The sequence below is a fragment of the Bradyrhizobium sp. 23 genome (assembly GCF_023073295.1).
Taxonomy (GTDB): domain Bacteria; phylum Pseudomonadota; class Alphaproteobacteria; order Rhizobiales; family Xanthobacteraceae; genus Bradyrhizobium; species Bradyrhizobium canariense_D.
Genome location: NZ_JADPJF010000070.1, coordinates 296,615 through 308,941 on the forward strand (window position 1 = coordinate 296,615; position 12,327 = coordinate 308,941).

Sequence of the window (12,327 nt, forward strand, 5' to 3'; positions counted from 1 at the left end):
GTCTTTGTCACCCCGAGGTGAACGCCGCTCACTTCACCTTCTTCTTGTACATCGCCAGCATGCGCTGGGTGACAAGGAAGCCGCCGAAGATATTCACGCAGGCGAAAATGAGCGCGATGAAGCCGAAGCCGCGCGCCCAGCCCGAGCCGCTCGAGATCATGCCGACCCCGACCGCGAGCAGCGCACCGACCACGATCACCGAGGAGATCGCATTGGTCACGCTCATCAGCGGCGTATGCAGCGCCGGGGTCACCGACCACACCACGAAATAGCCGACGAAGACGGCGAGAACGAAGATCGACAGCCGGAAGACGAAGGGGTCGACGACCTGTGCAACATGCTCCATGGCGGCTCTCCTTACGCTTTCGGCTGGAAGTTCGGGTGGATGACGGCGCCGTCCCTGGTCAGCGCGGTCGCTTTGACGAGCTCGTCGTCCCAGTTCACGGCCAGCGCCTTGCTGGTCTTGTCGACCATCGTTTCGATGAAGTTGAACAAATTGCGCGCGTAGAGGCTGGAGGCCGACGCCGCGACGCGGCCGGCGACGTTGGTGTAGCCGACGATCTTGATGCCACCGACATCAGCGACCTCGCCCGCCTTGACGCCTTCGACATTGCCGCCGCGCTCGACGGCGAGATCGACCAGCACTGATCCCGGCTTCATCGACTTGACCATGTCAGCCGTGACGAGCCTCGGCGCCGGCCGGCCCGGAATCAGCGCGGTGGTGATCACGATGTCCTGCTTCTTGATGTGCTCGGCGGTGAGCGCGGCCTGCTTGGCCTGGTATTCCTTGGACATTTCCTTGGCGTAGCCGCCGGCGGTCTGCGCGTTCTTGAATTCCTCGTCCTCGACGGCGAGGAATTTTGCACCGAGCGATTCGACCTGCTCCTTGGTGGCGGGCCGGACGTCGGTCGCGGTGACGACGGCGCCGAGACGGCGTGCGGTCGCGATCGCCTGGAGGCCGGCGACGCCGACGCCCATCACGAACACTTTGGCGGCGGGCACCGTGCCGGCCGCGGTCATCATCATCGGGAAGGCGCGTCCGAAGGCCTCGGCGCCCTCGATCACGGCGCGGTAGCCGGCGAGGTTGGCCTGCGAGGACAGCACGTCCATCACCTGCGCGCGCGTGATGCGCGGCATCAATTCCATCGCGAAGGCGGAGACACCGGCATCGGCGATCGTCTTCAGCGCGGCCTCGTTGCCGTAGGGGTCCATGATGGCGATGACGAGCGCGCCGCGCTTGTACTGCGCCAACTCGGAGGCTTCAGGGCGCTTCACCTTGATGATGATGTCGGCGTCCTTCAGCGCGTCGGCGCTGACGGTGGCGCCCACGGCGGTGAATTCGGAGTCCGGCAGGCCCGACTTGAGGCCGGCGCCCGGCTCGACGGCGATCTCGGCGCCCAACGCCTTGAACTTCTTCACCGTATCCGGCGAAGCGGCGACCCGCGGCTCCGACGGATCGATTTCCTTGGCAACGGCGATCTTCATAGGCCCTCCGGCGACGCGGGAAGAAGCGCGCACGCGAACTTAGCGTTACTCCCGCAACGTTGGATACCGGTTTTCAATCCGGCTTGATTGCAAATTTTATAGGCACCGACGACACTGGCGGTGCTGCAGGGGATGAATCAGGTCAGGAAGATCGCCATCAGGATCACGATAAGCGCGACCGAGACCGTGCCGTACTTCACCAGCTTGATGAAGCCCTCGTAGGTCTGCTCGTGGGCAACGTAGTCGTTGCCGTCGGCGGTGCTGTACGCCACTTCGCTATGGTCAGCCATGAATTGTCCCCAGTCGAAAGTCGAATTTCGTGGCTGGGATACCGCAAACTTCCGGGCAGGGCAACGGCACGGAGGCGCGGTTTCCCGGCAAATCAGGTCATTTGGAATTCCAATGGGCGGGAATTCGGCTCAGACCGGTGATCCGCCCGTCAGAGGCGGTCTCCGATGCCACGAGCCGAGGCCTCTCAGCGCAGGCCGAGCGCACGGCGGACTGCGCCGATCGGCTCCACCTTGCTGTCGCAGAAGTTTCGCTTTGCGCAGCGTTCTCCCGGAACGTTGACGACGATTGCATCCGCGCCGGCATCCTCGGTGAGAAAACCGTGGCTCATGTGGAAACCCAGCGCGCGGTAGACCTCGAACTGCTCCTCCGAGAAGAACTGGTCACCGGTGGTTTCATGCGGGAAGGTGTCGTTGCGGCGTGCATAGTCGCGGATGTAGTCGTTCTCGTCTCCGGTCAGGGACGACTTGATGTACACGAGGTACCCCTTTTCCCCCGAGCCGTAGTCGATGGTGCCGACCGCCACGTGCGGTCCGCCCGCCGTGCGCCGGGCCGGGGATTTGGTTGCGTTGCACTTCATCCACTCGAGCGTGGTGTTGCGGATCGGCGTCCACGGCAGATCGATGATGATCCCGAGATCGATGCGCGCATAGCGCTGCAGCGTCACCAGGGATGAGAAATTCATGGGTGCATCGGCTTCGGCGTCAACCGCGATGATCACCTTGCAGCGTCGTCGCAACAACTCGTAGACACCGAGATTCTCGATGTGTCCGCCGTCCGTCAGGTAGACCGCATCGGCATTCTCGTAAAGCCGGCCCGAGATCTCAGACCATAGAAACAAAGGGGTCGAGTGGTGCTGCGGCTTGTCCTTTGTCGAGACCCAGCGCGGGTTCTTCAACCAGTACCCCAGGCGCACGTTGAGGAGCGCCAGGGTCGGGGTCAGCGAGCGGATCGACCCCGAGCCCATGTTCGACGAAGCAGCGGCCCCGGAGATTGCCATCGCGGTCGCAAGATCGAGGCCCGGCGCGACCTTCTCGAATGCCGGTGTATTCGCATAGCCAGTGGCCTCGCTGCCGACGTGCAGCGGCGAGAATATGAAGAAATCCGCGTTCCGTCCCCGCCGATTGGCGAAGTCGGATCCTTGGATGTTCAGCGCGGCGTTGATGATGGGATATGGCGAGGCCAGGCTGCATTTTTTCGATGTCGCGACCGTCATCGCTCCCGCTGGATCGACCCCGTAGACCATCTGATGTAACAGACCGCTCAGCTTCTCCTCGTCGAGCGGAAGGAAATCCCTCCCCTGGTCCAGGCTCGGCATGTTCCGCGACGGCTCCCCGTCGGCGTAATAGAGCGGATTGAACAAGAAGGCCTTGCTGAGGCGATCACGATAGAGCCGGTGCAACGAATTGGCATTCGGCCCGAGAACCCACGACAGGCCGAACATGGCCGAGCCCGACAAGAAGTAGAGCAGCATCATCCGCCAGCTGACACTGTTGCCGAACTGGTACTTCGACCAAGTGAATTTGTCCGGGGACTGCAATGACGCAACGGAAAACAGCCATGCGGGAATGTGCGAGATCGGCCCCACCGGCTTGGAGACGACGACCTTCGCTTCGCGATTGGTGATTTCGGCCGAGAGCTTGCGGGTCGCCGAGTCAAACTGGACATTTCCCTTGACATCGACACCGGCCGCGGGCGGCACGGGTTGCACGCCAGCCGCTCCCCACTCCTCGATCATGGGGTATTGACGGTAGGCGGCGTCGAGGGTCTTGTCGTTCGCGATGCCCCAATAGCAAAGATAGAGATATCCGACCCAGATCAGCAAGGGCAGCGCCAGTCCCGCGACAAGCACGGCTGCTTTCGCCGCATGGGCGAGCAGGCGTGATCCCAGGTCCGAGGCGCCGGCGCCCTTCAGCAGGTCGGCGAATTGCTGCCGGAACAGCGTGACAGCCGCCGCAACCGGCGCAGTGATGGCCGCAAGCGATTGGACCCACTTGATTGCAACGCCGCCAATGATGCCGCCGGACTGAGTCGTGTTAGCGTCGGCGACATCGAACATCTGGGCGATCATGAAGGGCTGAAATTCGAAGAAGCAGATGGCGGCAAGCAGAACGAGATAGGTCGCGCCGACCGTCGACGGATAGCCGCGGAATTCACCTCCCTTGGTCGACGAAATCGATCGCAGCACTGCCCAGCCAAAGAAAAGCGCAAGGCCGAGCAGGACCGCTGCAAGCGAAAGGCCAAAGTGATCGACATTCAGGCAGCTGGCGATCGCACAGATGAGACCCATCGCAAACGCAAGACCGGCCAGGTACCGAAACAGCTCGCGCCGCCCGACTTTGAAAAGGCGCCCGACCAACAAAAGCAGCAAAGCGACAACAAGGCCGACAAGAAAGAAGGCAGGCATCAATCCCAGGCTGGAGAGGGGACCAAGATTGTGGGTGTCGTCGACGCTCAGGCCGAAGAAATTGGTCGTATAGAGTGACGAGCGTGCGGCGTTGGACAGGATCGTGATCACTGCAACGAGCAGTACAACCGGCAGCGTCAGGCTCAGATTGGCAACGAGTCCACGCACGACGATTGCGACGCCGGTGATCAGGTCGCGCGCGCCGGCCGGAACGAGATAGTTCGAGTAATTCCGGATATGGCCCACCGCAGGCGTGTCACTGATCTCATTTGCGCTCTCGGCTCCAGGTGTCGGCGTGCTTCCGAAGACGAAATTCTGCGCCCGCGTCATGGTCGCCGTAAACGAACAGCCGGTGTAACCGCCGCCCGATACGGTCGACAGATAGTCGATGTGCTTGATGAGCCCGTGGTGATTGAAAGCCTGCAAGACGCCGAGGCAGATTGCGGAGGATCGGATCCCGCCGCCTGACAGCGCAAGGCCGACCGTGTCGATCGCCTTTTCGTCGCCAGGGTATGCAACGGGATCCATACCCTGGGCTAGGCGGCGGTTGTTGATGGCTGCGAGCTCGCGCTTGACGATCTTCCGGTGCTGCGTCCCCCACAGCTGCTGTTCCCCCACAGCCCGTGGCGGCTCCACCTTGGGGTCTGGGGCACTGATCCTGGCCATGTTCGCCTCCCTGGCCGAGCACACGCGACGATCAACGATCACAGATTGCATTGCAGGTCGAACCCGCCTGCAAGAATTAGTCCGGTCCCGGGCACAAACGTTCAATGTGCATGGCGGGATCTTTACAACCCGCCTCCCCCGTTGTCGGAACAACGGGACACTCGGACGGCCGACCCGACCTGCTCGCTGCAGCGCTGAAGGCGGTTCGGCTCAGCCCATCGCTTCCAGTTCGTCGATCATGCCGGCGATGACGCTCAGGCCGCCGTCCCAGAACTTTGGATCCTTGGCATCGAGCCCGAACGGCCGCAGCAGTTCGGAATAATGCTTGGTGCCGCCGGCGGCGAGCATGTCGAGATAGCGCTCGGCAAAGCCTTCGGCCGCGTTCTCGTAGACGGCGTAGAGCGAGTTCACGAGACAATCGCCGAATGCATAGGCGTAGACGTAGAACGGCGAATGGATGAAGTGCGGGATGTACATCCAGTAGTTCTCGTAGCCCGCTTTGATCTCGATTGCCGGACCAAGGCTCTCGCCCTGCACCGAGAGCCAGATCTCGCCGAGCCGCGTCGCGGTGAGCTCGCCGTTCTTGCGTTCGGTGTGGACCGCGCGCTCGAAGGAATAGAACGCGATCTGCCGCACCACGGTGTTGATCATGTCCTCGACCTTGCCGGCGAGCAGCGCCTGGCGCTGCCTTGCGCTCCTGGTCTGCGCCAGCAGCCGCCGGAAGGTCAGCATCTCGCCGAACACGCTCGCGGTCTCCGCCAGCGTCAGCGGCGTCGGCGCCATCAACGCGCCGTTCCTGGCCGCCAGCACCTGATGCACGCCATGGCCGAGCTCATGGGCGAGCGTCATCACGTCGCGCGGCTTGCCCTGGTAGTTCATCAGCACGTAGGGGTGCGCGGACGGCGTGGTCGGATGCGAGAAGGCCCCCGGCGCCTTGCCCGGACGTACCGGCGCGTCGATCCAGCGGTCGGCAAAGAAGCGCTCGGCGATATCAGCCATCTTGGGCGAGAAGCCGCGATAGGCGGAGAGCACCATGTTTCGCGCATCGCCCCAGCCGATCACGTCGGTCGCAGCAAAAGGCAGCGGCGCGTTGCGGTCCCAATAGGCCAGGCGCTTCCTGCCGAACCAGCGTGCCTTCAGCGCGTAGTAGCGATGCGACAATTTTGGATAGGCTGCGCGCACCGAGGCGACCAGCGCATCCACCACCTCGCGCTCGACGCGGTTGTTCAGGTGCCGGGAATCTGCGACGTCCTTGAAGCCGCGCCAGCTATCGGAGATGTCCTTGTCTTTGGCCAAAGTGTTGGTGATCAGCGCAAAGGTGCGCTCATTGGCCTTGAAGGTCTTTGCGAGCGCCTCTGCCGCGGCCTTGCGCTTGGCGCCGTCGCGGTCCTGCAACAGATTGAGCGTCGGCTCGATCGCGAGCTCCTTGGGCCCGACCTTGAAGCGCAGGCTCGAAATGGTCTGGTCGAACAGCCGATTGAAGGCGGAATAGCCGGTCTGCGCCTTCTCCAGGAAGAGCTGCTCGAGCTTGTCCTCGAGCTGGTACGGTTTCTCCTTGCGTAGATCCTCGATCCAGGGACGGTAGTGCGCGAGCTCGGTGGCCTGCATCGCGCGGTTCAAAATATCGTCATCGATCCGGTTGAGCTCGAGCGCGAAGAACAGCAGATGCGTCGATGCCGCCGTCAGGCGCTCGGAAACGTCGCCGTAAAACTTTGAAATCTTGGGGTCCACGCTGTCGCCGGCATGAACGAGGCCAGCGTACGAGCCGAGCCGGCCGGCGAGGTCGTCGATCGCCTCATAGCGTCGCACGGCTTCTGCGAGCCATTTTCCGCCATCTTCCTTTGCTGTTCCTGTTGCGAGCTTGCCCTTGTAGTCCGTCTCGAACGCGACGCAATCGGCATCCATCTTTGCGAGATCGCGCGCCACTTCCGGCGCATCGATCCCGGAATAGAGGTCGGCGAGGTTCCACTCCGGAAGCTTGCCGGTCTTGCTCGCAGGCTTTGCGGGTGAAGGTCTGGAGGACTTTGCCTTGATGACCGATTGCTTGGTGCCTGGTTTGCGGAGAGCAGACTTTTTGAGAGCAGACTTTTTGAGTGCAAGCTTGGAGCTCGAATTCATTGTGTGGGAAACCTGTGTTCAACAATCGCGACGGCGGGCGGGGGCATCAGGATTTAACAGTGCGTTAATCGGCTTCGGCCAGAGTGCCCCGATTCGAGACAGATAGTAGTAGCGTGCGGGGAACACCATGGCTGCCAGTATTTTGATCGCCGACGACGACGCTGTAGCCCGCCGGCTGGTCGAAAACATGGTGCAGAAATGCGGCTATGAGACGATCGTGGTGGACTCCGGCGATGCGGCGATCGCCGCCCTCACCGCCCCCGACGCGGCCATCGACGGCGTCATCCTCGATCTCGTGATGCCCGGCCTCGACGGCATGGGCGTGCTGGCGAAAATCCGCGAAGCGGGTCTCAGCATCCCCGTCATCGTGCAGACGGCCCATGGCGGCATCGACAATGTGATCTCGGCGATGCGCGCGGGTGCGGCCGACTTCGTGGTCAAGCCGGTCGGCCTGGAGCGGCTCCAGGTCTCGCTTCGCAACGCGCTCAATTCGTCCGCGCTCAAGGGCGAACTGCAGCGCATCCGTCACAGCCGCGAAGGCCGGCTGACCTTCTCCGACATCATCACACGCGCCGAGGCGATGGCGGGCGTGATGCGCGCGGCGCAGAAAGCAACAAACTCCTCGATCCCGGTGCTGATCGAGGGCGAGTCCGGCGTCGGCAAGGAGATGTTCGCGCGTGCCATTCATGGCAGCGGCGAGCGCAAGGCCAAGCCGTTCGTCGCGGTCAATTGCGGCGCGATCCCCGACAACCTCGTCGAATCCATTCTGTTCGGTCACGAGAAGGGTGCCTTCACCGGCGCCACCGAACGCCACACCGGCAAGTTCGTCGAAGCTCATGGCGGCACGCTGTTCCTGGACGAGGTCAGCGAGCTGCCGCTGAGCGCGCAGGTCAAGCTGCTTCGCGCGCTCCAGGAAGGCGCGGTCGAGGCGGTCGGCGGCCGCAAACCCGTGAAGGTCGACGTCCGCATCATCTCGGCGACCAACCGCAGGCTGCTCGAGCGGGTCAAGCAGGGCCACTTCCGGGAAGACTTGTTCTATCGCCTGCACGTGCTGCCGCTGACGATCCCATCGCTGCGCGCCCGGCGCGAGGACATTCCGCATCTGCTCAGGCATTTCCTGGCGCGCTTTGCCGCCGAGGAGAACCGCCCCATCACCGGCATCAGCGGCGAGGCCGTTGCGCACCTTGCCCAGCTCGATTGGCCCGGCAACATTCGCCAGCTCGAAAACGCGGTCTATCGCGCCGTGGTGATGAGCGAGGGCGACCAGCTTGGCCTCGACGACTTCCCTCTGATCGCCTCGCAGCCGCATCCGGGAACAGACATTCCGACCGCGCCGCTGATGCTGGAGCCGATCGCGGCCCCCTCCGTGGTGTCAGGTAATGAAATACCGATCGCGCCGCTGCCCATGGCGGGTGCCCTCTCAATGCTGACCGCGACCGGCGACGTCCGGCCGCTGGAAGACATTGAGAACGAGATCATCCGTTTCGCGATCTCGCATTACCGCGGGCAGATGTCGGAGGTCGCCCGCCGCCTCAAAATCGGCCGGTCCACCCTCTACCGCAAACTCGATGAAGCCGGAGTTCCCGGCCATGGCGGCAAAAGCGGTGAGGAGACGCACTGAGCCGGACGCGAACGGCGGTTCGTCCGGGCGGAGCGATACGACTGTAAGCCGTTCGTATGACGACGGAATTCGACTGCGATTTGAACCGTGACTTGGAAGTGACAGACACAGGGAAAAGCGCGTGGCAGAAGCGCACAATCCGTTGCCAAGAGGCGTGCTTGAAGTCAGTTTGTCGTGAGTTGTCCCGGGTAGCGCTGGCTGCGAAATCGGGGCCTGTATATCGTCCGCGTAAGATTCGTCTGCGTAGGAATCGTTGCGTGCAGGCGTGCAACTTTCGAGAGGCCGGCGCGGTTTAGCCGAAGCTCAATAGGCGATAACGAAGCTGTTCCACGGGGGACAGTTCACCCGAGGGGTGCGACACAATGCGTGACTGTTTGAACCACCGTGCAGGCTTTGACCGTGTCTTGATCACGGTCGCGGCGACCTTCCTCACGGTATCGGCCAGCTCAGCCCTGGCGCAGGATCAGGCGCACAGCAGCGCTGCCGAGCTCGCGATCGAAGCCGCCATCCCGCGCCCCGAACCCGCAAACGTCCCGCCCCCGACCGCATCAGACATCAAGCTCGACACCACCGCCACGGTGGTGGACCCTGCTAAGGAGCCCGCCAAGGAACCCCTGAAGGCCGAATCCGCCCCCGCGCCGGACAAGGTCGAGACCAAGCCTTCCGACGTCGCCACCACGCCCGCCGCCGAGGCGACGAAGAGCGAGACGGCGAAGACTGAACCTGCCAAGACCGAACCTGCCAAGGCCGACACGGCGATCCCAACGCCGGCCGCGCCCGCCACCGCTGCGGCTCCGGCCTCGGAGCCGGTGAGGGCCGCGAGCAACGTTCCCGCGGCCGACCAGCCGGTCGCCGACAAGCTCAAGGACATCATTGGCGCAAAGGCCTCGCGCTATCTCGACCGTAAGAACGAACGCGCTGCGATCGAGAAGTTCTACGGTGCACGCGACTTCGCGCCGGTCTGGAGCCAGGGCGGCAGCCTGACCGCTGCGGCCAAGGGCGTGATCGCACGGCTGAAGGACGCGGCGTCCGACGGTCTCAATCCCGCCGATTACCCGGTGCCGGACTTCGCGGCCGCCACGACACCCGATACGCTCGCCGATGCCGAGCTCAAGCTCACCGCCAGCATGTTCGACTATGCGCGCCAGGCCCAGAGCGGCCGCATGCACTGGTCGCAGGTCAGCGGCGACATCCTCTATCCCGAGCATCCGGTCGATCCGAACGAGGTGCTCGCCAAGGTCACGACCGCGGCGGACGCCTCCGCGGCGCTCGACAGCTACAATCCGCCGCAAAAACTTTACAAGGAGCTGAAGGCGAAGCTCGCGGAGCTCCGCGGCCAGGGCAACGGCCCGGTGATCGAGATCGCCGATGGTCCGGCGCTGAAATACACCCCGGCCGGCAAGAAGCAGGCTGAAATCGTCGTTGAAGATCCGCGCGTGCCGCAGCTGCGCGCCAAGCTCGGCATCACCGAGAACGCCAGCGACACCCGCTATGACGCGGCGGTCGCCGAAGCCGTGCGCAAATTCCAGAACAGCGCCGAGCTCAAGGCGACCGGCATCCTCGACGACAAGACGGTGAGGGCGATCAACGCCCCGAAGCGCGACAAGCAGATCGACGTGGTGCTGGTGAACATGGAGCGCTGGCGCTGGCTGCCGCGCGACCTGGGCGCGCCCTCGCTGGGCGATGCCTATGTCATCCTCAACATTCCCGACTACACGTTGAAGGTGATGCAGCGCGGCCAACAGGTCTGGACCACCCGCGTCGTCACCGGCAAGCCCGGCACGCATGCGACCCCGCTGCTCACCGAGACGATGAAGTACATCACGGTCAATCCGACCTGGAACGTGCCGCCGTCGATCGTCTACAACGAATATCTGCCGGCGCTTCAGCAGGACCCGACAGTGCTCCAGCGCATGGGCCTCAAGCTCGAACAGAACCGCGATGGTTCGGTGCACATCTCGCAGCCGCCCGGTGAAGCCAACGCGCTCGGCCGCATCCGCTTCAATTTCCCCAACAAGTTCCTGGTCTATCAGCACGACACGCCGGACAAGAACCTGTTCGCCCGGGACGAACGCGCCTTCAGCCACGGCTGCATGCGCGTGCAGAACCCGGATCAGTACGCCTCGGTCCTGCTCAACATCGCGATGCCGAACGAGAAGTACACGCCGGAACGCATCCGCAGCATGTACGGCAAGAGCGAGATCGACCTGAAATTCCCGACCCCGATCCCGGTCAACATCACCTATCAGACCGCATTCGTGGACGATGGCGGCAAGCTGCAATTCCGCAAGGACGTCTATGGCCGCGACGCGACCATGATCAACATCCTGAAGAACGGTCGCGGCAAGGATCTCGAGAACGTCGTCGCGCACTCCCAGCCGAGCTATTCACGCCCGGCGACGACACTGCCGAACGGGGTGTTGGCGGCCAACAACGGCGGCTCGTCCGGGCCGAATTTCTTCGAGCGGCTGTTCGGAGCGCCCACCCCGCCGCCGGCCCCGGTCGGCCGCCGGCCGCAGCAGCAGCGGGTATTCACCCGCTGAGCCAGGCCGCCCGGCGCCTGATTTCCTGAAATTCTGCAGTAAAATCAGCGACCTCATCCTCTGGATGGGGTCGCTTAACGTTAACCATTCTCCACCTGACCTCAGGCAGCGGGCGTTTTTTTGCCACACTCACCCGGTTAGGTTCGCGATCTGACTTGGTTTGGGGGCGGGAAGGTCAACCTCGAATTAACCTTCTCGCTTTAACAAAGCGTTCATCCTCTTTCGCGCGCTAACGGGGTTAGCGGGAGAGTCCATTTTGAACGCTCGTCGACTGGGTGGGCTCTAACGTGCTGACTGGAATCGCACGCCAATTCGCTGTGCTGTCGTTGTCCCATGCGGGAGTGAAGGCCGGATCCAGAATCGGCCTCGCTGCCGTATTGCTGCTTGCTGCCGCGGGTTCAGTTCACAACGCCGCCGCGCTCAACGAGACCAAGACGCTCTCCTTCCACCACACCCATTCCGGCGAAGACCTCACCGTCACCTTCAAGCGCGACGGACGCTACGACGAAGCGGCGCTGAAGCAGCTCAACCACTTCCTGCGCGACTGGCGCAGCCAGGACGAGACGGTCATGGACCGTCACCTCTTCGACATCCTCTGGGAAGTCTACCGCGACGTCGACGGCAAGCAGCCGATCCAGATCATCTCCGCCTACCGCTCGCCCGCGACCAACTCCATGCTCCGCCGCCGCTCCTCCGGCGTGGCGCGCTTCAGCCAGCACATGCTGGGGCATGCGATGGACTTCTACATCCCGAACGTGCCGCTGGAGCAGATCCGCTTCGCCGGCCTGCGCCTCCAGCGCGGCGGCGTCGGCTTCTACCCGACCTCCGGCTCGCCGTTCGTACATCTCGACACCGGCAGCATCCGGCACTGGCCGCGCATGACGCATGACCAGCTCGCCCGGGTCTTCCCGGACGGACGCACCGTCCACCTCCCGACCGACGGCACGCCGTTGAAGGGTTATGAGCTCGCCAAGGCAGAGATCGAGCGGCGCGGCAGCGGCGAGGATTCCGGCAGCAAGTCGAATTTCTTTGCCGCCCTGTTCAAGGGCAAGTCGGCTCCGGCCGCGGCGAGCAACGACGAGGATGACGAGGGCGCGCCCGCCCCGTCCGCGAAGACTGTCGCGCCGACCGTGGTCGCCGCCGCGACCAAGCCGGCCGATCCGGTGCCGACGCCGCGCGCCAAGCCGTCAGTCGCGGCG

8 protein-coding genes are annotated in these 12,327 nt (G+C 63.6%); 3 read left to right on the top strand and 5 right to left on the bottom strand.

The features are described from left to right. Positions 1-28: 28 nt before the first annotated feature. From IVB32_RS19320 to IVB32_RS19340, 5 genes are all read right to left on the bottom strand, one after another. Positions 29-346: a proton-translocating transhydrogenase family protein gene (locus tag IVB32_RS19320; RefSeq protein ID WP_018453812.1), complete on the bottom strand. Its 318-nt coding sequence runs from the start codon at positions 344-346 to the stop codon at positions 29-31. A gap of 11 nt (positions 347-357) precedes the next feature. After that, positions 358-1,485 carry a Re/Si-specific NAD(P)(+) transhydrogenase subunit alpha gene (locus IVB32_RS19325; RefSeq protein ID WP_018453811.1) on the bottom strand — a complete coding sequence of 376 codons (1,128 nt, stop codon included), beginning with the start codon at positions 1,483-1,485 and terminating at the stop codon, positions 358-360. 137 nt (positions 1,486-1,622) lie between these two features. Beyond that, positions 1,623-1,775, bottom strand: coding sequence for an aa3-type cytochrome c oxidase subunit IV (locus IVB32_RS19330; protein WP_007596280.1), 153 nt, complete (start codon positions 1,773-1,775; stop codon positions 1,623-1,625). Between the two features lie 185 nt (positions 1,776-1,960). Further along, the gene (locus IVB32_RS19335) at positions 1,961-4,846 is read right to left on the bottom strand and encodes a cell division protein (RefSeq protein WP_026232600.1); all 2,886 of its coding nucleotides are present in this window, start codon (positions 4,844-4,846) and stop codon (positions 1,961-1,963) included. 210 nt (positions 4,847-5,056) lie between these two features. Further along, a complete protein-coding gene (locus IVB32_RS19340) occupies positions 5,057-6,964 on the bottom strand; it encodes a M3 family oligoendopeptidase (RefSeq protein ID WP_018453809.1) in 1,908 nt (635 codons plus the stop codon). A 127-nt stretch (positions 6,965-7,091) separates the two neighbouring features. On the opposite strand from IVB32_RS19340, the gene IVB32_RS19345 reads away from it, so the two are divergent. The 3 genes from IVB32_RS19345 to IVB32_RS19355 form a co-directional block, all read left to right on the top strand. Further along, a complete protein-coding gene (locus IVB32_RS19345) occupies positions 7,092-8,585 on the top strand; it encodes a sigma-54 dependent transcriptional regulator (RefSeq protein WP_018453808.1) in 1,494 nt (497 codons plus the stop codon). 362 nt (positions 8,586-8,947) lie between these two features. Next, on the top strand, positions 8,948-11,128 hold the full coding sequence (locus tag IVB32_RS19350) for a L,D-transpeptidase family protein (protein ID WP_026232599.1): 2,181 nt from the start codon (positions 8,948-8,950) through the stop codon (positions 11,126-11,128). A 287-nt stretch (positions 11,129-11,415) separates the two neighbouring features. Beyond that, a partial coding sequence (locus tag IVB32_RS19355) for a DUF882 domain-containing protein (protein ID WP_247410938.1) occupies positions 11,416-12,327 on the top strand: 912 nt, incomplete at its 3' end.

What these genes read in the sequence shown, in the direction of transcription:
- IVB32_RS19320 (WP_018453812.1), bottom strand. Translation starts at nt 346, where the DNA reads ATGGAGCATGTTGCACAGGTCGTCGACCCCTTCGTCTTCCGGCTGTCG.
- IVB32_RS19325 (WP_018453811.1), bottom strand. Translation starts at nt 1,485, where the DNA reads ATGAAGATCGCCGTTGCCAAGGAAATCGATCCGTCGGAGCCGCGGGTC.
- IVB32_RS19330 (WP_007596280.1), bottom strand. Translation starts at nt 1,775, where the DNA reads ATGGCTGACCATAGCGAAGTGGCGTACAGCACCGCCGACGGCAACGAC.
- IVB32_RS19335 (WP_026232600.1), bottom strand. Translation starts at nt 4,846, where the DNA reads ATGGCCAGGATCAGTGCCCCAGACCCCAAGGTGGAGCCGCCACGGGCT.
- IVB32_RS19340 (WP_018453809.1), bottom strand. Translation starts at nt 6,964, where the DNA reads ATGAATTCGAGCTCCAAGCTTGCACTCAAAAAGTCTGCTCTCAAAAAG.
- IVB32_RS19345 (WP_018453808.1), top strand. Translation starts at nt 7,092, where the DNA reads ATGGCTGCCAGTATTTTGATCGCCGACGACGACGCTGTAGCCCGCCGG.
- IVB32_RS19350 (WP_026232599.1), top strand. Translation starts at nt 8,948, where the DNA reads ATGCGTGACTGTTTGAACCACCGTGCAGGCTTTGACCGTGTCTTGATC.